The 24668-nt window shown below is 65.1% G+C and carries 23 protein-coding genes, 5 tRNA genes and 1 other RNA gene; 23 read left to right on the forward strand and 6 right to left on the reverse strand.

From position 1 onward, the window contains the following. Positions 1-60 precede the first annotated feature (60 nt). The 9 genes from tig to AC1PLA_RS05635 all read left to right on the forward strand — a co-directional run bounded on the left by tig (position 61) and on the right by AC1PLA_RS05635 (position 9093). The gene (gene tig / locus AC1PLA_RS05595; RefSeq protein ID WP_039524079.1) at positions 61-1353 is read left to right on the forward strand and encodes a trigger factor; all 1293 of its coding nucleotides are present in this window, start codon (positions 61-63) and stop codon (positions 1351-1353) included. Positions 1354-1451: 98 nt separating this feature from the next. Beyond that, entirely contained in the window at positions 1452-2078 is a 627-nt protein-coding gene (gene clpP, locus AC1PLA_RS05600) for an ATP-dependent Clp endopeptidase proteolytic subunit ClpP (protein ID WP_002806026.1), read from the forward strand. A gap of 125 nt (positions 2079-2203) precedes the next feature. Beyond that, positions 2204-3490 (forward strand): ATP-dependent Clp protease ATP-binding subunit ClpX, encoded by a 1287-nt coding sequence (gene clpX / locus AC1PLA_RS05605; RefSeq protein ID WP_003483788.1) that lies wholly within the window; start codon positions 2204-2206, stop codon positions 3488-3490. A 145-nt stretch (positions 3491-3635) separates the two neighbouring features. Then, the gene (lon, locus tag AC1PLA_RS05610; RefSeq protein WP_016904733.1) at positions 3636-6107 is read left to right on the forward strand and encodes an endopeptidase La; all 2472 of its coding nucleotides are present in this window, start codon (positions 3636-3638) and stop codon (positions 6105-6107) included. Positions 6108-6321: 214 nt separating this feature from the next. Next, a complete protein-coding gene (locus tag AC1PLA_RS05615) occupies positions 6322-6594 on the forward strand; it encodes an HU family DNA-binding protein (RefSeq protein WP_024938423.1) in 273 nt (90 codons plus the stop codon). An 11-nt stretch (positions 6595-6605) separates the two neighbouring features. After that, positions 6606-6680: transfer RNA gene (locus tag AC1PLA_RS05620), tRNA-Val, on the forward strand. Positions 6681-6708: 28 nt separating this feature from the next. Then, positions 6709-6785, forward strand: a tRNA-Asp gene (locus tag AC1PLA_RS05625). Positions 6786-6880: 95 nt separating this feature from the next. Beyond that, positions 6881-6957, forward strand: a tRNA-Asp gene (locus AC1PLA_RS05630). 165 nt (positions 6958-7122) lie between these two features. Further along, positions 7123-9093, forward strand: coding sequence for a peptidyl-prolyl cis-trans isomerase (locus AC1PLA_RS05635; RefSeq protein WP_481105734.1), 1971 nt, complete (start codon positions 7123-7125; stop codon positions 9091-9093). Positions 9094-9764: 671 nt separating this feature from the next. Here the strand turns inward: AC1PLA_RS05635 and AC1PLA_RS05640 are convergent. Beyond that, the gene (locus AC1PLA_RS05640; protein ID WP_104555574.1) at positions 9765-10949 is read right to left on the reverse strand and encodes a lytic transglycosylase domain-containing protein; all 1185 of its coding nucleotides are present in this window, start codon (positions 10947-10949) and stop codon (positions 9765-9767) included. Further along, on the reverse strand, positions 10946-11713 hold the full coding sequence (gloB, locus tag AC1PLA_RS05645) for a hydroxyacylglutathione hydrolase (RefSeq protein WP_104555573.1): 768 nt from the start codon (positions 11711-11713) through the stop codon (positions 10946-10948). The genes AC1PLA_RS05640 and gloB overlap by 4 nt, the downstream gene beginning before the upstream one ends. 12 nt (positions 11714-11725) lie before the next feature. Here gloB and AC1PLA_RS05650 point away from each other — a divergent pair, with 12 nt between their 5' ends. The 3 genes from AC1PLA_RS05650 to dnaQ are packed head-to-tail and all read left to right on the forward strand — an operon-like array spanning position 11726 to position 13620. Then, positions 11726-12382, forward strand: a complete 657-nt coding sequence (locus tag AC1PLA_RS05650) for a hypothetical protein (protein WP_024938427.1) — start codon at positions 11726-11728, stop codon at positions 12380-12382. Positions 12383-12413: 31 nt separating this feature from the next. Continuing rightward, positions 12414-12866 carry a ribonuclease HI gene (gene rnhA, locus AC1PLA_RS05655; protein WP_024938428.1) on the forward strand — a complete coding sequence of 151 codons (453 nt, stop codon included), beginning with the start codon at positions 12414-12416 and terminating at the stop codon, positions 12864-12866. Between the two features lie 19 nt (positions 12867-12885). Further along, the gene (gene dnaQ, locus AC1PLA_RS05660) at positions 12886-13620 is read left to right on the forward strand and encodes a DNA polymerase III subunit epsilon (RefSeq protein ID WP_039523879.1); all 735 of its coding nucleotides are present in this window, start codon (positions 12886-12888) and stop codon (positions 13618-13620) included. Between the two features lie 598 nt (positions 13621-14218). Here dnaQ and AC1PLA_RS05665 read toward each other — a convergent pair. Next, the gene (locus tag AC1PLA_RS05665) at positions 14219-14923 is read right to left on the reverse strand and encodes a PP2C family protein-serine/threonine phosphatase (RefSeq protein WP_024938430.1); all 705 of its coding nucleotides are present in this window, start codon (positions 14921-14923) and stop codon (positions 14219-14221) included. A 197-nt stretch (positions 14924-15120) separates the two neighbouring features. Between AC1PLA_RS05665 and AC1PLA_RS05670 the strand changes: the two genes are divergently transcribed. Next, positions 15121-15211 (forward strand) — tRNA-Ser (locus AC1PLA_RS05670). 99 nt (positions 15212-15310) lie between these two features. After that, positions 15311-15715, forward strand: coding sequence for a DUF6165 family protein (locus AC1PLA_RS05675; protein ID WP_102252645.1), 405 nt, complete (start codon positions 15311-15313; stop codon positions 15713-15715). Between the two features lie 237 nt (positions 15716-15952). Here the strand turns inward: AC1PLA_RS05675 and AC1PLA_RS05680 are convergent, their stop codons facing one another. Next, positions 15953-17002, reverse strand: a complete 1050-nt coding sequence (locus tag AC1PLA_RS05680) for a glycosyltransferase family 9 protein (protein ID WP_104555572.1) — start codon at positions 17000-17002, stop codon at positions 15953-15955. Between the two features lie 20 nt (positions 17003-17022). On the opposite strand from AC1PLA_RS05680, the gene AC1PLA_RS05685 reads away from it, so the two are divergent. The 6 genes from AC1PLA_RS05685 (at position 17023) to AC1PLA_RS05710 (ending at position 20814) form a co-directional block, all read left to right on the forward strand. Next, positions 17023-17772: a 3-deoxy-D-manno-octulosonic acid kinase gene (locus AC1PLA_RS05685; RefSeq protein ID WP_053054149.1), complete on the forward strand. Its 750-nt coding sequence runs from the start codon at positions 17023-17025 to the stop codon at positions 17770-17772. Beyond that, complete coding sequence (locus AC1PLA_RS05690; protein ID WP_016902535.1) at positions 17772-18521, forward strand: MBL fold metallo-hydrolase; 750 nt, start codon at positions 17772-17774, stop codon at positions 18519-18521. Before AC1PLA_RS05685 ends, AC1PLA_RS05690 begins: the two co-directional genes overlap by 1 nt. After that, positions 18521-19552: a GTP 3',8-cyclase MoaA gene (gene moaA, locus AC1PLA_RS05695; RefSeq protein ID WP_016902534.1), complete on the forward strand. Its 1032-nt coding sequence runs from the start codon at positions 18521-18523 to the stop codon at positions 19550-19552. Before AC1PLA_RS05690 ends, moaA begins: the two co-directional genes overlap by 1 nt. A 76-nt stretch (positions 19553-19628) precedes the next feature. Further along, entirely contained in the window at positions 19629-20126 is a 498-nt protein-coding gene (moaC, locus tag AC1PLA_RS05700; RefSeq protein ID WP_024938436.1) for a cyclic pyranopterin monophosphate synthase MoaC, read from the forward strand. After that, positions 20123-20368: a MoaD/ThiS family protein gene (locus AC1PLA_RS05705; protein WP_024938437.1), complete on the forward strand. Its 246-nt coding sequence runs from the start codon at positions 20123-20125 to the stop codon at positions 20366-20368. Before moaC ends, AC1PLA_RS05705 begins: the two co-directional genes overlap by 4 nt. Then, positions 20365-20814 carry a molybdenum cofactor biosynthesis protein MoaE gene (locus AC1PLA_RS05710; protein ID WP_481105735.1) on the forward strand — a complete coding sequence of 150 codons (450 nt, stop codon included), beginning with the start codon at positions 20365-20367 and terminating at the stop codon, positions 20812-20814. Before AC1PLA_RS05705 ends, AC1PLA_RS05710 begins: the two co-directional genes overlap by 4 nt. Positions 20815-21060: 246 nt before the next feature. Here AC1PLA_RS05710 and ffs read toward each other — a convergent pair. Continuing rightward, an RNA gene (ffs, locus tag AC1PLA_RS05715) (signal recognition particle sRNA small type) lies at positions 21061-21157 on the reverse strand. Positions 21158-21226: 69 nt separating this feature from the next. After that, positions 21227-21319, reverse strand: a tRNA-Ser gene (locus AC1PLA_RS05720). A gap of 236 nt (positions 21320-21555) precedes the next feature. Between AC1PLA_RS05720 and dnaX the strand changes: the two genes are divergently transcribed. The 3 genes from dnaX to recR all read left to right on the forward strand — a co-directional run bounded on the left by dnaX (position 21556) and on the right by recR (position 24613). Continuing rightward, a complete protein-coding gene (dnaX, locus tag AC1PLA_RS05725) occupies positions 21556-23592 on the forward strand; it encodes a DNA polymerase III subunit gamma/tau (protein ID WP_481105736.1) in 2037 nt (678 codons plus the stop codon). A gap of 6 nt (positions 23593-23598) precedes the next feature. Beyond that, positions 23599-23919 (forward strand): YbaB/EbfC family nucleoid-associated protein, encoded by a 321-nt coding sequence (locus tag AC1PLA_RS05730; RefSeq protein ID WP_005913896.1) that lies wholly within the window; start codon positions 23599-23601, stop codon positions 23917-23919. Between the two features lie 100 nt (positions 23920-24019). Further along, complete coding sequence (gene recR, locus AC1PLA_RS05735) at positions 24020-24613, forward strand: recombination mediator RecR (protein ID WP_016902529.1); 594 nt, start codon at positions 24020-24022, stop codon at positions 24611-24613. Positions 24614-24668: the final 55 nt, after the last annotated feature.

A 24668-nucleotide genomic window follows, 5' to 3' on the forward strand; every position in this document is an offset into this window, starting at 1 on the left:
CCGTCAACCCGCATCTTCCATCTCGTGCCGACGCTTGTGCAGTCGGTGGCAGGAGTCAACATGCAAGCATCGATCGAATCCACCGGCAATCTGGAACGCCGCCTGACCTTCACCCTGCCGCAGGAGCGCCTGGAGACGCATGTCGGTGGCCGCCTGCGCGAACTTGCGCGGACCACGCGTATCAAGGGTTTCCGCCCGGGCAAGGTGCCCACCAAGGTCATCGAGCAGCGGTTCGGTCAGCAGGTGCGTGCCGAGGCGATGGAAGGCCTGCTGCGTGAGACCTTCGATTCGGCAGTGCGCGAGCATTCGCTGCGTCTGGCCGGCAACCCGCGTATCGACCAGGGCGAGAGCGATTTCGACTTCGTCGCCACCTTCGAAGTGGTGCCGGATTTCGGCGATATCGATGTGGCCAAGCTGTCGGTGGTGCGTCATACCGCCGACGTGACCGATGCCGACATCGATCAGATGATCGAGAACCTGCGTCTGCAGCGCCGCACCTGGAACCCGGTCGAGCGCGGCGCGCAGGTCGGTGACCTGGTGGCGCTGGAGACCTGGTCGCAGGCCGGCGACGAGCGTCTGCCCGCCGAAGGCGTGGAGACCGGCAGCAGCGTGCTGGGCTCGGGCGTGATGTTCGACCAGATCGAAAAGGGCCTGGAAGGCCTGGCCAAGGGCGAAGACAAGACCCTGACCATCGACTTTCCGGCAGAGTGGCGCGTGCCGCAGCTGGCCGGCAAGACCGTGCAGGTGCACGTCAAGGCGGTCGAGGTCTCCGAGCCGGTGTTGCCGGTGGTGGACAAGGAGTTCATCAAGAGCTTCGGCGTGAAGAGTGGCGATGCCGAGCAGTTCCGCGCCGACATCCGCACCAACCTGGAGCGCGAGCTCAAGGGCGCGTTGATGAACCGCCTGCGTCGCGAAGTGGGCGAGCAGCTGATCGCCGCCTATGCGCACGTGGAAATGCCGCCGCGCCTGGTCGAGAACGAAGCCCGTTCGATGCTGGCGCAGCAGGTCGAGCAGGTCCGTCGCAGCGGCCGCAACCCGGGCGAGATCCCGGCGGATGCCCACCAGGGTTTCATGGACGCGGCTGCCAAGCGCGTGCTGGTCGGTCTGCTGGTGGGCGAGGTGGCCCGTCGCAACGAGCTGCGCCTGGAATCCAAGCGCGTCAGCGAAACGCTGCGTCTGATCGCCTCGACCTACGAAGAGCCGGAGCAGGTCATTGAGATGTACCGCAACGACCCCCAACTGATGAGTGGACTGCAGAGCCGTGTCATGGAAGAGCAGGTGATCGACTGGATCGCCGAGCGCGCCCAGCACACCGAGCAGTCGCTGTCGTTCCAGGACGCCATTCGGGTCTAAGGTAAGCGACCGCGTGACACCAACCCGCATCCCGATGGCTGGGATGCGGATGTCAAACCCGGCCATCGGCGCAAGCCGCTGCCACTACAGGAAGACTGATGAGCATTGTGACCAAAGCCCTGAACCTGGTGCCGATGGTGGTCGAACAGACCAGCCGCGGCGAGCGTGCGTATGACATCTACTCGCGTCTGCTGAAGGAGCGTCTGATCTTCCTGGTCGGTCCGATCGACGACCACATGGCCAACGTGATCGTGGCCCAGCTGCTGTTCCTGGAAGCGGACAACCCGGAAAAGGACATCAGCATCTACATCAATTCGCCGGGCGGCGTGGTCACCGCCGGCATGGCGATCTACGACACCATGCAGTACATCAAGCCGGACGTGAGCACCATCTGCGTCGGCCAAGCCGCCTCGATGGGCGCGCTGTTGCTGGCATCGGGCGCGGCCGGCAAGCGCTATGCGCTGCCGAACTCGCGCGTGATGATCCACCAGCCGCTGGGCGGCTTCCAGGGCCAGGCCACCGATATCGATATCCATGCGCGCGAGATCCTGACCCTGCGTTCGCGTCTGAACGAGATCCTGGCCAAGCACACCGGCCAATCCCTGGAGACGATTGCGCGCGATACCGAGCGCGACAACTTCAAGAGTGCGGTCGATGCGCAGGCCTATGGCCTGGTCGACCAGGTGCTGGAACGCCGTCCGGAAGAGTCGATCCAGCCGTCTTGATCGCCAGATTGCTGAAATTGCAGGAAAAACCGGCAGGGTCGGGCTGGGCGGATGTCCTCCCGACCCTGTGCTATTCTCGAAATCGAACCCCCGTGCATCGGGTGGGGTAACTGGGTAACAGAAGCATGAGCGAAGACCGCCAAGGTCGTTCCGGCGACAGCAACAAGATTCTCTACTGCTCGTTCTGCGGTAAGAGTCAGCATGAAGTCCGCAAGCTGATTGCCGGTCCCAGCGTATTCATCTGCGATGAGTGCGTTGAGCTGTGCAACGACATCATCCGCGAGGAACTCGAAGAGAAGGCGCAGTCGGCACGCTCCAGTCTGCCCAAGCCACGCGAGATTCTCGAGGTGCTGGATCAATACGTGATCGGGCAGTTGCGCGCCAAGCGCACGCTCGCCGTGGCGGTGTACAACCACTACAAGCGTATCGAGAGCCGCAGCAAGAACGATGACGTCGAGCTGGCGAAATCCAACATCCTGCTGGTCGGTCCGACCGGCTCGGGCAAGACGCTGCTGGCCGAAACGCTGGCGCGCCTGCTCAATGTGCCGTTCACGATCGCCGATGCCACCACGCTGACCGAAGCCGGCTATGTCGGCGAGGACGTGGAAAACATCATCCAGAAGCTGCTGCAGAAGTGCGATTACGACGTCGAGAAGGCCCAGCAGGGCATCGTCTACATCGACGAAATCGACAAGATCTCGCGCAAGAGCGAGAACCCGTCGATCACCCGCGACGTGTCCGGCGAAGGCGTGCAGCAGGCGCTGCTGAAGCTGATCGAAGGCACGGTGGCTTCGGTGCCGCCGCAGGGCGGTCGCAAGCATCCGCAGCAGGAATTCCTGCAGGTCGACACCAAGAACATCCTGTTCATCTGCGGCGGCGCGTTCGCCGGGCTGGACAAGGTGATCCAGCAGCGTTCCAACGATGCCGGCGGCATCGGCTTCGGTGCCAAGGTCAAGAGCAGTGAGCGCAAGCAGGAAGTCGGCAAGATCCTGGCCGAGGTCGAGCCGGAAGATCTGATCAAGTTTGGCCTGATCCCCGAGTTCGTCGGCCGCCTGCCGGTGGTCGCCACGCTCGAGGAACTGGACGAGCCGGCGCTGATCAAGATCCTGACCGAGCCTAAGAACGCCATCACCAAGCAGTTCAAGAAGCTGTTCGACATGGAAGGTGTGGAGCTGGAGTTCCGCCCCGACGCGCTGTCTGCGATTGCCAAGAAGGCGCTCAAGCGCAAGACCGGCGCGCGTGGTCTGCGCACCATCGTCGAATCGGTGCTGCTGGATACGATGTACGAGCTGCCCTCGCAGGAAAATGTCAGCAAGGTGGTGGTGGACGAGTCGGTGATCGAGCACAAATCCGAGCCGTATCTGATCTACCAGGCGCAACCGGCGCCGGCCAAGGCCGCGTCCGGCGACTGAGGCCTGGATGCCGCTGCGCCCGGCCCCGGCCTCGCTCGCGGATAAAGGGTTTCCGAACGCTACTTGCAACACCTCGCCGATGGCCCCATAACGGGGCCATCGGCTTTTTTTACGCCCCAAAACCCCCATTCCTGCGGAGCGCCCCATGGCCCAGTCCCAACCAGAAGTTCTCGATCTGCCGGTGTTGCCGCTGCGCGACGTGGTGGTGTTTCCGCACATGGTGATTCCACTGTTCGTCGGCCGTGACAAGTCGATGCGCGCGCTGGAAAAAGCCATGGAGGCGGACAAGCGCATCCTGCTGGTTGCGCAGAAGTCGGCCGAAACCGACGACCCGACCGCCAGCGACCTCTATACCGTTGGCACGCTCGCGCAGGTGCTGCAGCTGCTCAAGTTGCCCGACGGCACCATCAAGGTGCTGGTCGAAGGTCTGTCGCGGGTCACCGTCGACAAGGTCGTCGAGCTGGATGGCGCACTGCAGGGGCAGGGCATCGAGATCGAAGCCAGCGACGCGCGCGAGCCGCGCGAAGTGGAGGCCATCGCGCGTTCGCTGATGTCGCTGTTCGAGCAGTACGTCAAGACCAACCGCAAGCTGCCGCCGGAGCTGCTGCAGACCCTGGCCGGCATCGACGAGCCGGGCCGTCTGGCCGACACCATCGCCGCGCATATTGGCGTGCGCCTGGCCGACAAGCAGCGCCTGCTGGAAATCACAGAGATCGGCGAGCGGCTGGAGCTGCTGGTCGGGCTGGTGGACGGCGAGATCGATGTGCAGCAGCTGGAAAAGCGCATCCGCGGCCGCGTCAAGTCGCAGATGGAAAAGAGCCAGCGCGAGTACTACCTCAACGAGCAGATGAAGGCGATCCAGAAGGAGCTGGGCGATCTGGACGATGCGCCGGGCGAGCTGGAGGAGCTGGCGCGCAAGATCGCCGAGGCGGGCATGCCCAAGCCGGTCGAGACCAAGGCCAAGGCCGAGCTCAACAAGCTCAAGCAGATGTCGCCGATGTCCGCCGAGGCGGCCGTGGTGCGCAACTATCTGGATTGGCTGCTGGGCGTGCCGTGGAAGAAGCGCACCAAGGTCCGCAAGGACCTGAAGGTCGCAGAAGATACCTTGGACGCCGATCACTACGGCCTGGACAAGGTCAAGGAACGCATTCTCGAGTATCTGGCGGTGCAGTCGCGCGTGAAGCAGATGAAGGGGCCGATTCTGTGCTTGGTCGGGCCGCCGGGCGTGGGCAAGACCTCGCTCGGGCAGTCGATCGCCAAGGCGACCAACCGCAAGTTCGTGCGTATGAGCCTGGGCGGTATCCGCGACGAGGCCGAGATCCGTGGCCATCGCCGGACCTATGTCGGCTCGATGCCCGGCCGCCTGGTGCAGAACCTCAACAAGGTCGGCAGCAAGAACCCGCTGTTCCTGCTGGACGAGATCGACAAGATGTCGATGGACTTCCGTGGCGACCCGTCCTCGGCGCTGCTGGAAGTGCTCGATCCGGAGCAGAACAACTCCTTCAACGACCATTACCTGGAAGTGGACCTGGACCTGTCGGAGGTGATGTTCGTCGCCACCTCCAACTCGCTCAACATTCCCGGTCCGTTGCTGGACCGCATGGAAGTCATCCGCATCCCCGGCTACACCGAGGATGAGAAGCTCAACATCGCCATGCGTTACCTGGTGCCCAAGCAGATCAAGGCCAACGGCCTGAAGCCGGAAGAGATCGAGATCGGCAGCGATGCGATCCAGGACATCGTGCGTTACTACACGCGCGAATCGGGCGTGCGTAACCTCGAGCGCGAAGTCGCCAAGATCTGCCGCAAGGTGGTCAAGGAAATCGCGCTTGCCGGCCCGCAGCCGGATGCCAAGAAGGTGGTCGCCAAGAAGGGCAAGCCCAAGGCCCTGGTCACGGTCAACGCGAAGAACCTCGACAAGTATCTGGGCGTTCGTCGCTTCGATTTCGGCCGTGCCGAAGAAGAAAACGAAATCGGCCTGGTCACCGGTCTGGCCTGGACCGAAGTCGGCGGCGAGCTGCTGCAGGTCGAGTCCACGCTGGTGCCGGGCAAGGGCAACCTGATCCTGACCGGTCAGCTCGGCAACGTCATGAAGGAATCGGCGTCGGCCGCCTTGTCGGTGGTGCGTTCGCGCGCCGAGCGACTCGGCATCGATGTGGATTTCCTGCAGAAGCAGGACGTGCACGTGCATGTGCCCGACGGTGCGACGCCGAAGGATGGCCCGAGTGCCGGTATCGCGATGGTGACCTCGCTGGTGTCGGTGTTGACCAAGGTGCCGATCCGCGCCGATGTGGCGATGACCGGCGAGATCACCTTGCGTGGTCGCGTCTCGGCGATCGGTGGCCTGAAGGAGAAGTTGCTGGCAGCGTTGCGCGGTGGCATCCGCACCGTGCTGATCCCCGACGAGAACCGTAAGGATCTGGCCGACATCCCGGCCAACGTGACGCGCGATCTGAAGATCGTGCCGGTCAAGTGGATCGACGAAGTGCTGGATCTCGCATTGGAGCGTCCTTTGGCACCGAAGAAGGCGGGTAAGGAAAAGGCCCGCAAGACGGCTTCGCGGGTTGCGGTTCGCGGCAAGTCACGCACTACTCCGGGTACCCGCGTCAAGCACTAAAACCGCTTGTCTAAACCCAGGCAAAACAAGCCAAAACCCGCGTCGTTATTGGGTTTTGGCTTGCGTGCGGTTGGGGGCGCTGGTATAAATGCACGACTCGTGGGCGCGGCAAATTGTGATGCGTCACGCGATACCACTTGTGTCGGGTTCTTCGCTAACGGCAAGAGCGCCGATTGTCGATTCCGCGGCATCTGCCGCAAAGGGAGTTTCAAGAATGAATAAAACCGAATTGATCGATGGCGTTGCCGCTGCCGCTGACATCTCCAAGGCTGAGGCCGGCCGTGCTGTTGACGCGGTTGTGAGCGAAATCACCAAGGCGCTGAAGAAGGGCGATGCCGTCACCCTCGTTGGCTTTGGCACCTTCCAGGTCCGCGCGCGCGCTGAGCGCACCGGCCGCAATCCGAAGACCGGCGACAGCATCAAGATCGCTGCTTCGAAGAATCCTGCATTCAAGGCTGGCAAAGCCCTGAAGGATGCAGTAAACTAACCGACTCGCTAGGGTGCTTAGCTCAGCGGTAGAGCGTCTCCCTTACACGGAGAGGGTCGGGGGTTCGAAACCCTCAGCACCCACCATTAAGCACCAGGCAAATGTTTCAAGCGCGGAGCGGTAGTTCAGCTGGTTAGAATGCTGGCCTGTCACGCCGGAGGTCGCGGGTTCGAGTCCCGTCCGCTCCGCCAGTTATACCGAAGCCCCTGAGCGATTGGGGGCTTCGTTTTCTCCACCGGATTCGCATTGCGGAAATAGTGGGGAAGCAGCAGTCCAAGTTTAAAGCGGAGCGGTAGTTCAGCTGGTTAGAATGCTGGCCTGTCACGCCGGAGGTCGCGGGTTCGAGTCCCGTCCGCTCCGCCAGTTATACAAAGCCCTCGGCTCCGTGCCGGGGGCTTTTTTTTGGCCGCTATGGCGGTAATTGCGCGCCGAAAGCCATGCCGGATCCGGTACGGTGCGGGATTGGGCTGGGTGCCCGGCGTCAGGCGCGTTACACTGCGCGGCTCGCCCACAGGCCGTGATTTGCCAATGCTGCAGAAACTTCGCGACAAGACGTCAGGCTGGATCGCTACCGCCATCCTGGGGTTGCTGATGATTCCGTTCCTGTTCGTCATCGACAACAGCTACCTCGGCGGCATTGGCGCCAATAACGTGGCCAAGGTGCAGGCGCCACCGACGTGGTGGAAATCGGCGCCGTCGTGGTGGCCGGTCTCGCTGCTGTGGCAGCACCATGAAATCAGTACCCAGGATTTCCGCGCCCGCTTCGAACAGGCGCGCATGCAGGAACGGCAGCGCCAGGGCGAGAATTTCGATCCGCGCACGTTCGAATCGCGCGAAAACAAATTGCAGGTACTCGACCAGTTGGTCGATGAGCAAGTCGTGCGTCTGGGTGCCGAAGATGCCGGCATCGTGATCGGCGATGCGACGGTGCGCGATTACATCGCCGGCATTCAGGCGTTCCAGGTCGAAGGCAAATTCAGCCCCGACCAGTACCGCGCTGCACTTGCGCAGGGCACGCCGCCGCGCACGCCGGCGCAGTTCGATGCGTTGGTGCGCGACAGCTTGCAGCAGTCGGTGATTCCGCAGGCGATTGCCGAGTCGGGCTTTGCGACCAAGGCCGAGTTCGAGCGCTTGCTCAAGCTGATGGGCGAAACGCGTGACGTGCAGCTGGCCATGCTCCCGCCCCCGGCTGCCGATACCGCGCCGGTCAGCGATGCACAGATCAAGCAGTGGTACGACGGGCATACCCAGGATTTCCGTCAGCCGGAGACGGTGACGATCGAGTATGTCGAACTCGATGCCGCCAAGTTGCCGCCGGCAACCGCCGCTGACGAGGCGACGCTGCGCAAGCGCTATGACGAAGAGAAAGCGCGTTTTGTTGAGCCGGATCAGCGTCTGGCATCGCACATCCTGATCACCGCCGGTAGCGATCCTGCCGCGCAGAAAGCCGCCGAGGAAAAAGCGGCCAAGCTGGCTGCGGAAGCCAAGCAACCAGGTGCCGATTTCGCCGCATTGGCCAAGGCCAATTCGCAGGACCCCGGTTCCAAGGGCGCCGGTGGCGATCTTGGCTGGGTCGAGAAGGGCACGATGGTCAAGCCGTTCGAAGATGCCCTGTTTTCGATGAAGGCTGGCGAGGTGGTCGGCCCGATCAAGAGCGAGTTCGGTTACCACGTGATCCAGCTGCGCGAGGTCAAGGGCGGCCAGGGCAAGTCGTTCGAGCAGGTGCGCGATCAGCTCGCCGCCGAGCAGCTCAAGGCCGATGCCGACAAGGCGTTTACGGATGTGAGCGGCAAGCTGGTGGATCAGGTCTACAAGAATCCCACCGCGCTGGAGCCGGCAGCCAAGCAGGTCGGTCTGCCAGTGCAGACGCTGGGTCCGTTCTCGCGCGCCGATGCCAGCGGTATCGCGGCCAATCCGGCGGTGCTGCGTTCGGCATTCTCCGAAACGCTGGTGCAGGACGGCACGGTGAGCGATCCGATCACCATCGGGCCGAACCACAGCGTGGTGTTGCGTGTGACCAACCACACCGCCGAGGCGGCCCTGCCGTTGGACAAGGTGCGCGAGAAGGTGATCGCCGCCGTCCGCGCGGACCGCGCCGAGAAGGCTGCCGCGGCGGCTGCCGACGCATTGCTGGCACGTGTGCAGAAAGGCGAGACCCTGCAGGCGCTGGCTGCCAGCGAGAAGTTGCAGGTGCAGCCGATCCCGGGCTTGCCGCGTACCGCGCCGATTCCGACGCCGGCGGCAAACCGCGCCATCTTCAGCGCGCCGCGTCCGACCGAAGGCAAGCCGTCGGTGGGCAAGGTGGAGCTGGATGGCGGACGCTTTGCGGTGTTCGTCATCAGCAAGGCGACCCCGGGCGACCTGAAGCAGATGCCGGCCGAGCAGCAGACCATGCTGCGCGAGCAGCTGAGCCAGATCGACGGCAACAACGCGGCGCAGGCGTACGTCAAGGAAATGCGTAAGCGCTACAAGATCCAGATCGAAGAAGCGCAGCTGTAACCGCTGCTGTTCGACTGGTGGAGAAAGAGCCCGGGTAACCGGGCTTTTTCTTTGGCCGATGCCGTCGTGGGCAGGTGCCAGCGTTCGTGTGGAGTATCCCGCCACTGGCGCTGCGGCGAGTCTGTGGTCGCGTGGACCAGGCACTGGATGCCCGCAGCAACTGGCTAAATCACTGCGATGGCCCGCCGCAACTGATCTGACGTCGTGCGCATTGCCATCCGTTCGGGATAGGTCTGCCGGCGTTGCGGATTTCGCGCGTCAGGATTGCAGGCATGCGTGTGCGAAGACGTGCGTCATTCAAACGTGCTGATCTGCCGGGCCAATCTGCCAGGCCAGAAAAGCCAGCGTCGGTTGCACGTTCGTGCGCCTACGGGTGGGTCCATGTCGGTTGGCGGCAGACGCTGCAGGCGCTCAATCAACTGCGATGTCAATTGGCTTGCAGCGATAGCGGGGCGATCGGCCGCGAGCGTGCCGGTTCCGGATTCCACCCGGTTTCCGATTCCATATGGCGTCGTTGCAGCAGCGCAGGCAAGACAAGTGTCAGGCGCTCTCTTCGCAGCCGACCTACGCCTGCGCAGCGCGGTGCTCAACTTCCCCGTGCAAGGTCGACGAAAAGCGTGCCGCTGTGGTGTCAGCGGCGCCGGAACGGCGCCGGAGGCAGGCGGCTTAGGTCAGGGTGTGTCTTCGAACGACAACACCATGCCGGGCTTCAGCACGGCACGCTTGTCCAGGCCATTGCTGGTCAGCAGTGTCGTGACGGTCACGCCGTAGCGGCGTGCGATAGCCCAGGCGGATTCGCCGTTGCGGACCGTATGCGTGGTGCGCGCCTGTGGCCTGGAGGCGTCCGTCGTCGCGGCGGCAACGACTGTGGGAGCGGCAGCGCTGTTGTCGACAAGGCTGCCCGTGTCGGCAGATGCGACCGAGGCGCCTGTCGCACCTGGCTGCGCAGATGCGATCGGGGCGAGCACATGCACGCCCCGCGGTGCGGCGCGCGCGCTGGCCAGCGCCGGATTCAGCCGGGCCAGCAGCTGCGGCTCGATGTCGCGTTGTCCGGCAAAGGCGTTGAGGCTGGTGCCGGCCGGCAATGCATGTTCGGTGAGTACCGGTACCGGGCGGTCGAGCGAGGTCAGCAGATTGCCCTGCTGCTGCGCATGGTCCAGCACACAGGCGAGCGCGTGCAGCTTTTCCACGTACTCGTAGGTGACCTTGGACATGCCGGGCAGTTCGGACGGGCGAGCGTTCTGCGCGTTCATCCCGGCCGTGCGCATGGCCTGCAGCACGCGATACTCGCCCGCGTTGTAGGCCATCAGCGCCAGGCGCCAATCGCCGCCGAACATGCCATACAGCGTCTTGAGATAACGCACCGCCGCCGTGGTGGAGTCCACTGCCGAGAGGCGGCCGTCGTATTGAGCGCCAACCGGCACGTGGTGGTTGCGCGCAGTGGTGGCGATGAACTGCCAGAGGCCGGCGGGACCGCTGCCGTTGCGAGCGCCCGGGCGATAACCGCTCTCGACGAACGGAATCAGCGCAAATTCGGTCGGCATGTCGGCTTCGCGTAGTTCATCGACCACGTAGCCGAACAACGGCAACACGTCCTGTGCGTCGTCCGCCAGGCGTGCCGGCGCGCGCGAAAAATGTTGTTCCCAGCGCGTATCGCTATGTTCGCTGTCGCAGCCAGGATCGGCACGACCGTCCAGAAACGACGAAAAGATCTCCCGGCCGTTGCGCACCTCGGGTGTGGCGGTCTGGGTGATCGAGCTCTCTGCGGGTTTGGGGCGGCTTGCGTCGTTGGACGATGCGGCTGCGGGTGCGATGACCGCCGATGCGGTCAGCACTGCCAGAAGCAGGCGCCTCATGCGCGAAATTCGTCTTTCCAGCGCCGAAGTTCGGCGAAAACGTCAGCTTCAGAGGAAATTGCCCCGCCTGCGCGAGACGCCACCGCAGCGCGGATTTCGGGACTGCTGGTGCGTAAGAACGGATTTGTGGCCAGTTCACTCTTGAGCGAAATCGGCAGGGTAGGACGGGCTGCATGACGCATGGCCTGGGCTTCCTGTTGACGGCGCTGCAAGGCAGCGTTGGTGGGATCGACGTGCAGCGCAAAGGCCGCATTGGCCAAGGTGTATTCATGGCCGCAACACACGAGCATTTCGCCAGGCAGGGAGGCCAGGCGCTGCAACGCGTCGAACATCTGAGGAGCGGTACCTTCGAACATCCGCCCACAGCCTAGGCTGAACAGGGTATCACCGCTGAACAGATGGCGGTCGGTGACGAAGGCGATATGGCTGCGGGTATGGCCGGGCACTTCCAGGACATCGAAGCTGTTGCCAAGCAGGCTCAAGCGATCGCCCTGGCCCACGCGGTGGGCGTCTGCAGGGATGCGTTCGTCGGCTGGGCCGTACAGCGCAAGGTCCGGCCAACGCTGCTGCAGCGCTGCCACGCCGCCAATGTGGTCGGCATGGTGGTGGGTCAGCAGGACGGCGCTGGGGCTGAAGCCTTCGCGCTCAGCGGCGGCGAACACCGGCTCGGCCTGGCCCGGATCGACGATGACTGCACGGCCATCGCTGGCGACCAGCGCCCAGATGTAGTTGTCGTCGAATGCGGGCAGGGCGGTCAGTCGCATAGAATTGGGACCATGCCTGCCACGCCATTCTCCCGTCAAGCTGGCGTCTCATCCTGGTTTGAAACAGGTGCAGGGCGCAGCCTGCTCCTGCTGGAGCGCAAATTGGCGCTTGCGGCGTTGCAAACGCGTCCCTCGCAGCCCTGGTTGTGGCTGACGCCGACGCCCGAGCTGCCGCCGCGCGAGCTGCTGCAAGGGCGCGGGCTGCGGCTGACTCGCAGCGCTGGCCGCTTTGCGGGCGATGCGCGTTGCGCCATGCCGTTTCCGTTGCCGACCGAAAGCCTGCAGGCCATCGTGGTGCAGCATGCGGTGGTGGGCGGCGCGGCGGAATTCCTGGCCGAATGCGAGCGCTTGCTGATGCCGGGCGGGCGGCTATGGCTGTTCACGCTCAATCCGCTGAGCCCGTACCGCTTTCGCTGGGCGCGGCGTGGTCCGGTGGCGTTGCGGCCGGATCGCTGGCGGCTGCTGGCGCAGCGTGCGGGGCTGCAATGCGTGGAGACCGAGCGCTACCTGGGGCCAATCTGGCGCACCGGGCGTGGCGTTACCGGCACCGATCGCGCACCCTGGCGCGCGGTGTATCTGCTCGAAGTGGAAAAGCGCGCCGCCGCTTCGATCGGGCCTACCCCGATCGCGATGCCCTCGCGCTGGCCGCAGCCTGTAGCCACGATCTGACGACTGACCACTTTCCAAACACCAGAAGCTGATGAAATCCATTGAAGTGCATACCGACGGCTCCTGCCTCGGCAATCCTGGGCCGGGCGGTTGGGCGGCCCTGTTGCGTTACAACGGCCGCGAGAAGGAATTGTCCGGCGGCGAAGCCACATCCACCAACAACCGCATGGAGTTGATGGCGGCAATCATGGCGCTGGAAACGCTCACCGAGCCATGCCAGATCGTGCTGCATACCGATTCGCAATACGTGCGCCAGGGCATCACCGAGTGGATGTCCGGCTGGGTGCGCCGCGGTTGGAAAACCGCCGGCGGCGACCCGGTCAAGAACCGTGAACTGTGGGAGCGGCTGCATGCGGCCACGCAACGCCACAGCATCGATTGGCGTTGGGTGAAAGGCCACAATGGCGACCCGGACAACGAGCGCGTCGACGTGCTCGCCCGCAATCAGGCCATCGCCCAGCGCGGTGGCAGCGCAACCGCGTAAGCAATCAGCAAGAGGATTCATGCGTCAGATCATTCTCGATACCGAAACCACCGGCCTGGAATGGCGCAAGGGCAACCGCGTCGTCGAAATCGGTGCGGTGGAGCTGCTGGAGCGGCGCCCGAGCGGCAACAACTTCCATCGCTACCTGAAGCCCGATTGCGATTTCGAACCCGGTGCGCAGGAGGTGACCGGATTGACTCTGGAGTTCCTGGCCGACAAGCCGCTGTTTGCCGATGTGGTCGAGGAGTTCCTGGCCTACATCGACGGCGCGGAGCTGATCATCCACAACGCCGCGTTCGATCTGGGCTTCCTGGACAACGAGCTGTCGCTGCTGGGCGACAACTACGGCCGTATCGTCGAGCGCGCCACCGTGGTGGATACCCTGATGATGGCGCGCGAGCGCTATCCAGGGCAGCGCAACTCGCTGGATGCCTTGTGCAAGCGTCTGGGCGTGGACAACTCGCATCGCCAGTTGCATGGCGCCTTGCTCGATGCGCAGATCCTGGCCGATGTGTACATCGCGCTGACCTCGGGCCAGGAAGAGATCGGCTTTGCCAGCGCCGATACCGGCCAGCGCAGCGAGCATGGCGAGGGCATGATCACCTTCGATCCGGCGTTGCTGTTGCCGCGCGCACGGGTGGTGGTAACCGCGTCGGAGTCGCAGGCGCACGAGGCGCGCCTGGCGCACCTGCGCAAGAAGGCCGGGCGCGCATTGTGGGATGCGCCGGTTGAAGAGGTGGCTGCTGCCGGGTAGTGCGGCTTTCGGCAACGGGTGTCCGGTTGTCGCGCGGCGTGGCGATGTGGTGGGGCGCAGTGCGCCGCTGAAGCCTGGCGGTTCTGGGCGCGAGTAGTGCGCACATGATGGCTGCCGTGCGGGTTCAATGCCCGTGCTTGGCGCGGCTAACAGCTACTTCGATCCGGTCTATTGCGGAGCGCGATGAGCTTGCTCTTGGCTGCAGGCCGGTGATCTGCGGCCTGGCTGCGGGGCCCTTGCCCGCCCACCATCGCAGGACACGCCGCAAGTACGTCCGTGTAGGCTCTTACGCGGCCTCCATGCCGCGTAAGGTCCCGCGACGGTGGGCGGGCAAGGACCTGTCAAGATGGTCGATGTGCATGGTGTTCAACCAGGCAGCCGACTCACGCTCTGGTGCACTGCTCTCGACGGTTCCGGGATCCTTGGCGGCCTGGATGCTGCAAGCGAGTCTTCAGGGCTAGATTGACGGCGTGGTTCGCAGGCGGTGAGGACACCGTACCCTGGACCGACCAAGCGTTTGTCTGCATCCAACAATATGCAGCCAACGAAATTCTGCGCTGACCGCCAGCGGGCGCTCGCTAGGTCTTGTTGGCCGTTTTCAGTAGCTGCGCACCAGGATCGCGGTGATATTGTCCGAGCCACCGCCATCAAGTGCGGCTGCGACCAGGCATTCGACACATTCCTGTGCGCTGCAATCGGCTTGCGACAGGGTCGCGGCGATCGCGGCATCGTCGACTTCTTCGGTGAGGCCGTCGCTGCACAGCAGCAGCTGCATGCCGGATTTGAGCTCGCCCTGCATGGTGGCGACATTGAGGTGGACCGGATCGGTGACGCCCAGCGCCTGGGTCACCACATTGCGATGCGGATGCGCCCGCGCCTGTTCGCTGGTCAGCGTGCCCTGGGCGATCAGTTCCTGCACATAGCTATGGTCCTGGCTCAGCTGCGCCAGCCGGCCGTCGCGCCACAGGTAGGCGCGACTGTCGCCGACCCAGGCCACTTCGAAGCGCTGGCCCAGTACGCGCGCGGCGACGACGGTAGTGCCCATCGGCAAGGTGTCGTTGCAGCGGCGCGAGGTCTTGATGATCTCTTCGTCGGCGATGCGTACCGCCTGGGCCAGCGGGGTGCCGGCGCGCACCTCGCGCACGATGGTTTCGCGTGCCAGGGCGCTGGCCACTTCGCCGCAGGCATGCCCACCCATGCCATCGGCCACCAGCCACAGCCCCAGCTCGCTGTCGCCGTAGTACGTGTCCTCATTGAGGTCACGGCGCAGGCCGACATGGGTAAGGTGTCCGAATTCGAGCATGGGGGCGGGTCGCCAAGGAAGGAGGTGCGTGACCATCATCGCGGCGCGGCCGGCCCGCAGCAACACGCCGATCGCCGATGCCGCAGGGCGGGTTCACGCCCGGACCTTCGATCGTGCCGGCGATGCCGGCCCGGGCCGCTTGTAGCTGGGCGCCGGTGCCCGTATGATGCACGGCCCCAGGACACTGGGGACCATCTGGAGAGGTGGCAGAGCGGTTGAATGTACCTGACTCGAAATCAGGCAGGCGTTTATAGCGCCTCGGGGGTTCGAATCCCCCCCTCTCCGCCAGATTCGCATCAGCCCCCGCAAGGGGGCTTTTGTTTATGTGTCGCCGCCGCGCGCTGCTGCGCTGGCTACAATCCGCCCGATATCCGTTGGAGGCCTGTCATGTCCGAGATCCTGGTGCCCGTGTCCTTTGGTGAGCTGCTCGACAAGATCGCGATCCTGCAGATCAAGTCCGAGCGCATGAGCGACCCCGTCAAGCTGGCCAACGTGCGCAGCGAGCTGTCCGCGCTGGAGACCAGCTGGATGGCGCATCCGGCCGCCGGCCATGACATCGTGCGTCTGCGTGCCGCGCTCAAGGCCGTCAACGAGCGGCTATGGGTGATCGAGGACGACATCCGGCTCAAGGAGCAGGCGCAGACCTTCGATGACGGCTTCGTGCAGCTGGCGCGCAGCGTCTATATCGAAAACGACGAACGCGCGCGCATCAAGAAAGAGATCAACCTGGCGCTGGGTTCGTCGTACGTGGAAGAGAAGTCGTATCAGGACTACCGCGCTAGCGGTGTCTGAGAGCCGCTGACTGCAGGTCTGCGTAACCGATACACGTGGTGGTCGGTGGGTGCGCGGCGCTTTCTGGTGCGCCGCCACACTTCGAGTCGGCCGGCACCGCGGTGATTGGCTGCCGCGCACGTGAGCCGGCGGTGTTTGGCTCCTGTTTCCTGGCTGTTGTGGGCGTCTGCGCCACGGCGCAGCGCGCAGCTCTGCGGCGATTGAACGCCTGTTCTAGCGCCTATCCCTTACCGATGCTCAGCGCGGATGATCGCTGCGATAACGCTCGAATGCGGCGATCGCATCGTCCACGGTGATTAGCGCCATCACCTGGTCGAATTCGATCTTGGTGCCCCATTTCAACTGGTCGGCCGGCTTGCCCAGGTATTTGCGGGCGGCCGCGTCGTAACGGTCTATGCAATAGCGCACGTCCGAGTAAGGGCCGCTGCGCAGCGGGTTGCTGGCCGCATGCAGGCCCAGCACCTTGGTGCCCATCGCGTTGGCGATATGCATCGGCCCGGAATCGGGGGTAACTACCAGATCGGCGCGGGCGAGCAGGGCGGGGAGTTGCTTGAGCGTGTCCTTGCCGACCAGGTCCAGCACCGGCGTGTGCGCGGCTGCGACGATGGCATCGGCGGTGCTGCGTTCCAGCTCGCTGCGGCCACCGCACAGCACGACCCGCCAACCCTGTGCTGCGGCATGGTCGGCCAGCGCGGCATGGCGGTCGGGATACCAGTTGCGGCGTGCGTGGCTGGAGCACGGCGAAATCATCAGCACCGGGCGACCATCGTCGTCCCATTGTGCGCGTGCCCAGCGATGCGCCTCGTCGGGGACCGGCAAGTCCCAGCGCACCTGGGTCTGGGTCAGGCCGAGTGGCTGCGCGAAGCTGCCGATGGCGTCGAGTACGTGGATGCCGGGGCGGTCGGCGATGCGCTCGTTGACGAACAGGCCGTGCAGATCCTTGGAACGGCTGCGGTCATAGCCGATCCGCCGCCGCGCCGGTACGAAGGCCGACAGCACGTTGGCGCGCAAGGCCACCTGCATCTGCAGCAGCGCATCGAAGCGACCCAATGGCGCCAGCGAGCGGCGTAGCGCGCGCATGCCGGCCACGCCGGTGCGCTTGTCGTAGGCATGGAACTGCACGCCGGGCAGGCCATCGAGCAATTTCAGCCCGGCCTTGTCGATGATCCAATGCAGCTGGCTTGCCGGAAACCCCGCCTGCAAGGTGCGCACCAGCGGCACCACATGGGTGACGTCACCCAGGGCTGACAGGCGCAGCAGGCATAACGAGGCGGGCGTAGAAGCCATGGTGTTGTTAGACTCGATAGATGGTTTCTTTCGACGCCACTGAAGCGCTGGCGCCGTACCGCGAAGGCCGCGGCTATGGCGCCATTCTGTTCGACCGCGAACGGCTGCGGCAAGCCGATGCCGGGCTGTTTTCGCCGCAACGCTGGGGCGACAGGGCACGGCCGGTCGATGAAGGCGGGCGCGGTGGGGCGTGGTTCGTGGATGCGCCGTTCGGTCACAGCGTGTTGCGGCAGTACCTGCGCGGCGGCATGGCCGCGCGCGTGAGCCGCGATCACTATCTGTGGAAGGGCGCCGGACGCACGCGCAGCTTTGCCGAGTTCCGGCTGATGCGCGAACTGCTCAGGCGCAAGTTGCCGGTGCCGCGCCCGTTGGCGGCCTGTTATCTGCGCGAGGGGCTGAGCTATCGCGCTGCATTGTTGATGGAGCGCCTGGAGAACGTGCGCTCGCTCGCCGATCATGCGCAGGTCGCCGGGCGTGGGGCGCCGTGGGAAGAAACCGGACGGCTGATCGCGCGCTTTCATCGCGCCGGCCTGGATCATGCCGATCTCAACGCGCACAACATCCTGTTCGATGCCGGCGGGCATGGCTGGTTGATCGATTTCGACCGTGGCGTGTTGCGCATTCCGGCCACGCGCTGGCGCGAACGTAATCTCAAGCGCCTGCATCGCTCGCTGCTGAAGTTGCGCGGCAACCGTAGCCGCGAAGAGGTCGACAAGGATTACGAACGCCTGCACCGCGCGTACGAACTGGCCTGGGGCCGGGGCTACTGATGAACTGGGCGTTGCGGGTGCAAGGTGTCGGCAATGCGTCGGCGGTGGCGCTCGGTTCGCCGATGGCCACCATCGAGCGCGCCGGCGCGCCGTGGCTGACCATCGATTGCGGCAGCGAAGGGCTGACTGCCTACCAGGCCCAGTACGGTCATCTGCCGCAGGCGGTCTTCATCACCCATGTGCACCTGGACCACGTCGGCGGGCTGGAACGGCTGTTCGTGGACAGCTATTTCTCCCAACGCCGCGGGCGCACGCGCCTGTACGTGCCGGCGCCGGTGGTGCCGTTGCTGCAGCGGCGGATCGCCGACTACCCCAACGTGCTGGCCGAGGGCGGCGCGAACTTCTGGGATGCCTTCCAGCTGGTGCCGGTCGGCGACGCGTTCTGGCACGACGGGGTGCGGCTGGAAGTGTTCCCGGCGCGCCATCACTGGCCGGAGACCGCCTACGGGCTGCGGCTGAAGGGGGCGCTGGTCTGGAGCGGCGACACCCGGCCGATCCCGGAAATGCTGGCCCGTTATGCCGATGACAGCGAGCTCATCGCGCATGACTGCGGCGTTCACGGCAACCCGTCGCATACTGGGGTGGACGATTTGGAGCGGGAGTACCCGCAGGACCTGTTGAGCCGCATGCTGCTGTACCACTACGCCAGCGACGCCGACGGCGACGTGCTCCGCGCACGCGGCCATCGCGTGGCCGTGCCTGGTCAACATCTGCCGCTGGCAGAGCCGACTGCCGCCATGGTGCCCTGATGGGCGCCCTGCTGTTGCCGAACCTGACCGCCGCGCCGATGCAGGACCGCTATGGCCGGCCGCTGCGCGACCTGCGTCTGTCGGTCATCGAGGCCTGCAATTTCCGCTGCGGTTACTGCATGCCGGCCGATCGCGTGCCCGACGACTACGGATTCGATGCGCAGCAGCGCCTGAGTTTCGATCAGCTGGAAACGCTGGTGCGTGCCTTCGTCTCGGTCGGCGTCACCAAGGTACGCCTGACCGGTGGCGAGCCGCTGTTGCGTCGCGATCTGCCCAGCCTGATTGCGCGCCTGACCACGATCGAGGGCATCGAGGATCTGGCGCTGACCACCAACGGCACCTTGCTCGCCCGTCAGGCGGTGGCGCTGCGCCAGGCCGGTCTGCGCCGCATCACGGTGAGCATGGACGCGCTGGATCCGGAGCTGTTCAGGCGCATGAGCGGCAACCGCGGCGAGATCGCGCAGGTGCTGGCCGGTATCGCCGCTGCCGAGCAGGCCGGCTTCCAGCGCCTAAAGATCAACTGCGTGGTGCAGCGTGGCGTCAACGAAGATCAGGTGCTGCCCCTTGTGGAGCACTTCCGTGGCAGCGGCCATGTGCTGCGCTTCATCGAGTTCATGGATGTGGGCAGTTGCAATGGCTGGACCGCCGATGCGGTGGTGACTTCGGCGCAACTGCACGCGCGCATCCACGCGCGCTGGCCATTGCTGCCGCTGGATGCCAATTACACCGGCGAAGTGGCGCAGCGGCATGCATTTGCCGATGGCGCCGGCGAGGTGGGTTTTGTCAGTTCGGTCAGCGTGCCGTTCTGCGGCGACTGCCAGCGCGCACGCGTGTCGGCCGACGGGCAGTTGTACACCTGCCTGTTCGCCAGCCAGGGCCACGACCTCAAGCCGGCCCTGGCCGAGGGCGAGCATGGATTGTCTGAGCATCTGCGTGCGCGCTGGAGCGTGCGTGGCGACCGCTACAGCGAGGTGCGCGCATCGACACCGCGCCGTGGCAAGCCGGTGGAGATGTTCCTGATCGGCGGGTAAGGCACTGCTGTTCCATCCAGGCGCCCCGTTCACCGAGAATGTCGCATCCTGAGCGCCTGTCATCGTGTCGTTTCCCATGCCTGCAAAATCCCGTTCCGCACGCCTGACCCACCTGGACGATTCCGGACTGCCCACGATGGTGGATGTCTCGGACAAGGCGGTCACCGCGCGCAGCGCCACCGCGCAAAGCCGGGTGCGTTTTCCGGCCGCCGTCGCCGCGCAGTTGCGCGCCAATGGCTTGCGCAGCGCCAAGGGCGGCATCGTGGAAACCGCGGTGATCGCCGGCACCATGGCGGTCAAACGCACGCACGAGTTGATTCCCTTCTGCCATCCGTTGCCGATCGACGCGTGTCGGTTCGAGATCGACTGGGCGGGCGAGCAGCTGCTGGACATCCGTTGCACGGTGCGCTGCGTGCATCGCACCGGTGTGGAAATGGAAGCGCTTACCGGCGCCAGCGTGGCGGCCCTGACGGTCTACGACATGTGCAAGGCGTTGTCGCACAGCATGAGCATCGGCCCGACCAGGTTGGTGTCCAAGCGCGGTGGCAAGCGCGATATCGGAGCAAGCCAATGAGCACGACAGTGACAGTGCTGTATTTCGCCAGCCTGCGTGAGGCAGCAGGCATTGCCAGCGAGCAGGTGCAATCGCAGGCGCAGGACCTGCGCGCGCTATATGCCGAACTCGATACGCGCCATGGCCTGCGCTGGACACCGGCGCAGCTGCGCGTGGCGGTGGATGGCGCGTTTGCGCGCTGGGAGGACGGCGTGCGCGATGGCAGTGAAATCGTGTTTATTCCGCCGGTGTCGGGAGGTTGAGTATGAGCGAGCAGACTTCCGCCCTCTTTGCGCTTTCCGACGTGCCTTTGCCGGTCGACAGCTTGCGCGCTGCGCTGGAGCACCCGTATGCCGGCGCATTCGCCAGTTTCGAAGGCTGGGTACGCAATCACAATGAGGGCCGCAGCGTGGCCGGGCTGCGTTACGAGGCCTACGCCGCACTGGCGCAGGCCGAAGGCCAGCGCGTGCTCGACGAGGCAATGAGTCGGTTTGCCATCGTCAACGCCTACTGCGTGCACCGCGTGGGCGAGTTGCGCATCGGCGACATGGCAGTGTGGGTCGGCGTCAGTGCGGCGCATCGCGGCGCCGCATTCGATGCCTGCCGCTTCATTATCGACGAGGTCAAGGCGCGCGTGCCGATCTGGAAGCACGAGCATTACCTGGAAGGCGATGCCGGCTGGCTGCATCCGGAATCGCAGACGCAGTAGCGCGTCTTGCAGGTCAGGCGCTGCGGGAACATCAAGAGATCAGTTGGTGTCCGCCGGTTGAGCGCGCCGGAAAGCGCCCGACGCTGCGCGTATTTCCGAGCCGTCGCCACGGCGCTGCAAATCACTGGCCAGCTTTGAGCATGGCCGCAAAGTGCCGGGTCGCAGTGGCGGCTGCACACCGTCTGCATTACGCGCCGAGTGCGTGCGGCATCTGTCGATGCGCCATCAGTCTGGGTTGGGGTGGTGTCCCCGCCGGTTGACCTCGGCGCCCGCATCAATCGATACCGTTGCTGCCTTCCGGCCCTGGCGGGATTTTCGATCTAGCGTCGCGAGGGACCGACGGGGCCACCATAAGACGTGGGTCACTGGTGTGACCCTGGATCCATGCAATCGCATTGCAGGATCATGAAACTGGCGGAGAGAGGGGGATTCGAACCCCCGAAGCGCGGTTTAGACGCTTACACACTTTCCAGGCGTGCTCCTTCAACCACTCGGACACCTCTCCGTACCTGCCGTGCGACCGGGTCGTCGGCAGGAGCGGGATTCTAGCCGCCGCGGGCGCCATTAACAAGGTAAAGGATCTGCCGGTCCGGCATGACGGCGCCAGCGCAGGTGGTTGGCCGGCCACCGACGCTGTTTGTCAGTCCTCCGGTGGGTGGCAACGCCGGGGCACCACGGCCGCTGAACGAACCACTTGACGCGCCATGGCACAATATCGGTTCAGAGGAAGCTGGTTGCCCGATGTCTTATCTTGTTCTCGCCCGCAAGTGGCGCCCGAAGCGTTTTGCCGAACTCGTAGGCCAGGAACACGTGGTCCGCGCGCTCAGTAACGCGCTCGACAGTGGGCGTGTGCACCACGCATTCCTGTTCACCGGCACCCGCGGCGTGGGTAAGACCACGATTGCGCGCATTTTCGCCAAATCGCTGAACTGCGAGACCGGCACCAGTGCCGATCCGTGCGGCCAGTGCCCGGCCTGCCTGGATATCGACGCAGGCCGCTATATCGACCTGCTGGAAATCGACGCCGCGTCCAACACCGGCGTGGACGATGTGCGCGAGGTGATCGAGAACGCCCAGTACATGCCCTCGCGCGGCAAGTTCAAGGTCTATCTGATCGACGAAGTGCACATGCTCTCCAAGGCCGCGTTCAATGCGCTGCTGAAGACGCTGGAAGAGCCGCCCGAGCATGTGAAGTTCCTGCTGGCCACCACCGACCCGCAGAAGCTGCCGGTGACCGTGCTGTCGCGCTGCCTGCAGTTCAACCTCAAGCGGCTGGACGAGGACCAGATCCAGGGCCAGATGACCCGGATCCTGGCCGCCGAGCAGATCGAATCGGATCCATCGGCGATCGTGCAGCTGTCCAAGGCCGCCGACGGCTCGCTGCGCGACGGCCTGTCGCTGCTCGACCAGGCCATTGCCTATGCCGGCGGCGCGCTGCGCGAGGACGTGGTGCGCACCATGCTCGGCACGGTCGACCGCACCCAGGTCGGCGCGATGCTGCAGTCGCTGGCCGACGGCGATGGCGCGCGCCTGATGCAGGTGGTCGCCGCGCTGGCCGAGTTCTCGCCCGACTGGAGCGGCGTGCTGGAGGCGCTGGCCGAGGCCTTGCACCGCATCCAGGTGCAGCAGTTGGTGCCGTCGGTGGCATTCGTCGGCGATGGCATCGACCCGACCGCCTATGCCGCGCAGCTGCGGCCGGAAGTGGTGCAGCTGTGGTACCAGATGGCGCTCAACGGCCGTCGCGATCTGTATCTGGCGCCGAGTCCGCGCGCCGGTTTCGAGATGGCGGTGCTGCGCATGCTGGCCTTCCGCCCAGCGGCGGCAGTGCCGGCTGGCGGCAGTGACGATGGACGTGGTGCCAGTGCCGGCGGTCATGCGCGTTCTACGGCAACTGGCGTGCAGGCCGCCGCACCGGTGGCAGCCGCGCCTGCTCCCGCACCCGCAGCGGTGGCGAAACCGGCCGACCTGGAGGCCGCGCCTGCTGCCGTGGCTGCGGTCGCCGCACCGGCACCGGTCGCTGCTGCGCCCGCGCCTGTCGTGGTGCTGCCCGCTGCGCAAGCATCGACCGATAGCCGCCCATCGACAGCTCCCGCGCGCAGCGACGACACGCCGCCCTGGGCGATGGACGATGCGCCGGTGCGCGCCAATGCTGCCCCCGTCGCTGCGGCGACGCCCGTGCTGGCGCCGGAAGCGGCAATGGCGCCACCCGCAGCAGTCGCTGCGGCGTTGCCGCCTGCGGTCGCGCCCGAAGCTGCGCTGGCAGTTGTCGCAGCGGCTGAAGCACCTGCACCTGCAGCGGCGGTGATGTCGATGCCATCGGTTGCCGCACCCTCCGTATCGGCACCGGAACCGACAACCGATCCATCGCCCCTGCTCGACAACGGCCACATCGCCGACGCCGAGCAGTGGCTGGATCTGGTCACCCGCAGCGGCTTGAACGGTCCCTCGCGTCAGCTCGCCGCCAATGCCGCCTTCATCGGCCATCGCGACGGCGTGTTGCGCCTGGCACTGGCACCGGGTTTCGAATACCTCAATTCCGAGCGTTCCATCGCCAACCTTGCGCAGGCACTCGCGCCCGAGTTGGGAAATACGCCGCGCATCGTCATCGAGACCGGCAACGCCGATGTCGAGACCCTGCACGAGCGGGCCAGTCGCCAGAAAGGCGAGCGCCAGAGCGCGGCCGAAACAGCGTTCATGAACGATCCGAATGTGCAGCAGCTGATTCAGCAGCAAGGCGCGCGGGTCGTCCCCGATTCCATCCGCCCTTACGACGAGTAACGACACATGCGTGGGAACATTGCCCAATTGATGCAGCAGGCGCAGAAGATGCAGGAAAACCTGCAGCGCGCCCAGGAAGAGCTGGCCAAGCTGGAAGTCACCGGCACCGCCGGCGGCGGCATGGTCAGCGTGACGCTGACCGGCGCCAAGGAGTGCCGCAAGGTCCGCATCGACCCGAGCATCCTCTCCGACCAGGAAATGGCCGAGGACCTGATCGCCGCCGCCTTCAACGACGCCTCCAACAAGATCGACGCCGAATCCAAGGACCGCATGGGCTCGGCCACCGCCGGCATGCAGCTGCCGCCGGGCATGAAGTTGCCGTTCTGAGCGAGGGGATTCGGGAGTCGGGATTGGGGATTGGCTGGAAGCGAGATCCGCTTCTGCATTTGCGAATCCCAAATCTCCAATTCCCAATCCCGGCCACCCAATGTCCTCTCTTCTCGAACAACTGATCGAGGCCTTCCGGGTATTGCCGGGTGTGGGCCAGAAATCGGCCCAGCGCATGGCCTACCACGTGCTCGAACGCGAGCGCGAGGGTGGCCGCCGCCTGGCTGCGGCGCTGGCCAATGCGGTGGAAAAGGTCGGCCATTGCGTGCAATGCCGCGACTTCACCGAAGCGGAGATCTGCGCGATCTGTGCCAGCAGCAGCCGCGACCGACAGCAGCTGTGCGTGGTGGAATCGCCGGCCGATCGCCTGGCGATCGAGCACGCCACCGGCTACCGCGGGCTGTACTTCATCCTGCAGGGCCGGCTGTCGCCGCTGGACGGCATCGGCCCGCGCGAGCTGGGCCTGGATCGGCTCGGCGAGCGTCTGGCCACCGGTGAGGTCACCGAAATGATCATCGCCACCAATGCCACCGTGGAAGGCGAGGCAACCGCGCATTACCTGGCGCAGCTTGCCCGCCAGCATGCGGTGCGCCCGAGCCGGCTCGCGCAGGGTATGCCGTTGGGCGGCGAGCTGGAATACGTCGATCGCGGCACCTTGTCGCATGCCTTTGGCACCCGGGGTGAGGTGCTTTGAGGGCGGGGATTAGGGAGTTGGGATTGGGGATTCGTAGAGGCGAAAAGCGGAGGCA

This window comes from Xanthomonas sp. NCPPB 1826, assembly GCF_056725285.1.

What these genes read in the sequence shown, in the direction of transcription:
- tig (WP_039524079.1), top strand. Translation starts at nt 61, where the DNA reads ATGCAAGCATCGATCGAATCCACCGGCAATCTGGAACGCCGCCTGACC.
- clpP (WP_002806026.1), top strand. Translation starts at nt 1,452, where the DNA reads ATGAGCATTGTGACCAAAGCCCTGAACCTGGTGCCGATGGTGGTCGAA.
- clpX (WP_003483788.1), top strand. Translation starts at nt 2,204, where the DNA reads ATGAGCGAAGACCGCCAAGGTCGTTCCGGCGACAGCAACAAGATTCTC.
- lon (WP_016904733.1), top strand. Translation starts at nt 3,636, where the DNA reads ATGGCCCAGTCCCAACCAGAAGTTCTCGATCTGCCGGTGTTGCCGCTG.
- AC1PLA_RS05615 (WP_024938423.1), top strand. Translation starts at nt 6,322, where the DNA reads ATGAATAAAACCGAATTGATCGATGGCGTTGCCGCTGCCGCTGACATC.
- AC1PLA_RS05635 (WP_481105734.1), top strand. Translation starts at nt 7,123, where the DNA reads ATGCTGCAGAAACTTCGCGACAAGACGTCAGGCTGGATCGCTACCGCC.
- AC1PLA_RS05640 (WP_104555574.1), bottom strand. Translation starts at nt 10,949, where the DNA reads ATGAGGCGCCTGCTTCTGGCAGTGCTGACCGCATCGGCGGTCATCGCA.
- gloB (WP_104555573.1), bottom strand. Translation starts at nt 11,713, where the DNA reads ATGCGACTGACCGCCCTGCCCGCATTCGACGACAACTACATCTGGGCG.
- AC1PLA_RS05650 (WP_024938427.1), top strand. Translation starts at nt 11,726, where the DNA reads ATGCCTGCCACGCCATTCTCCCGTCAAGCTGGCGTCTCATCCTGGTTT.
- rnhA (WP_024938428.1), top strand. Translation starts at nt 12,414, where the DNA reads ATGAAATCCATTGAAGTGCATACCGACGGCTCCTGCCTCGGCAATCCT.
- dnaQ (WP_039523879.1), top strand. Translation starts at nt 12,886, where the DNA reads ATGCGTCAGATCATTCTCGATACCGAAACCACCGGCCTGGAATGGCGC.
- AC1PLA_RS05665 (WP_024938430.1), bottom strand. Translation starts at nt 14,923, where the DNA reads ATGCTCGAATTCGGACACCTTACCCATGTCGGCCTGCGCCGTGACCTC.
- AC1PLA_RS05675 (WP_102252645.1), top strand. Translation starts at nt 15,311, where the DNA reads ATGTCCGAGATCCTGGTGCCCGTGTCCTTTGGTGAGCTGCTCGACAAG.
- AC1PLA_RS05680 (WP_104555572.1), bottom strand. Translation starts at nt 17,002, where the DNA reads ATGGCTTCTACGCCCGCCTCGTTATGCCTGCTGCGCCTGTCAGCCCTG.
- AC1PLA_RS05685 (WP_053054149.1), top strand. Translation starts at nt 17,023, where the DNA reads ATGGTTTCTTTCGACGCCACTGAAGCGCTGGCGCCGTACCGCGAAGGC.
- AC1PLA_RS05690 (WP_016902535.1), top strand. Translation starts at nt 17,772, where the DNA reads ATGAACTGGGCGTTGCGGGTGCAAGGTGTCGGCAATGCGTCGGCGGTG.
- moaA (WP_016902534.1), top strand. Translation starts at nt 18,521, where the DNA reads ATGGGCGCCCTGCTGTTGCCGAACCTGACCGCCGCGCCGATGCAGGAC.
- moaC (WP_024938436.1), top strand. Translation starts at nt 19,629, where the DNA reads ATGCCTGCAAAATCCCGTTCCGCACGCCTGACCCACCTGGACGATTCC.
- AC1PLA_RS05705 (WP_024938437.1), top strand. Translation starts at nt 20,123, where the DNA reads ATGAGCACGACAGTGACAGTGCTGTATTTCGCCAGCCTGCGTGAGGCA.
- dnaX (WP_481105736.1), top strand. Translation starts at nt 21,556, where the DNA reads ATGTCTTATCTTGTTCTCGCCCGCAAGTGGCGCCCGAAGCGTTTTGCC.
- AC1PLA_RS05730 (WP_005913896.1), top strand. Translation starts at nt 23,599, where the DNA reads ATGCGTGGGAACATTGCCCAATTGATGCAGCAGGCGCAGAAGATGCAG.
- recR (WP_016902529.1), top strand. Translation starts at nt 24,020, where the DNA reads ATGTCCTCTCTTCTCGAACAACTGATCGAGGCCTTCCGGGTATTGCCG.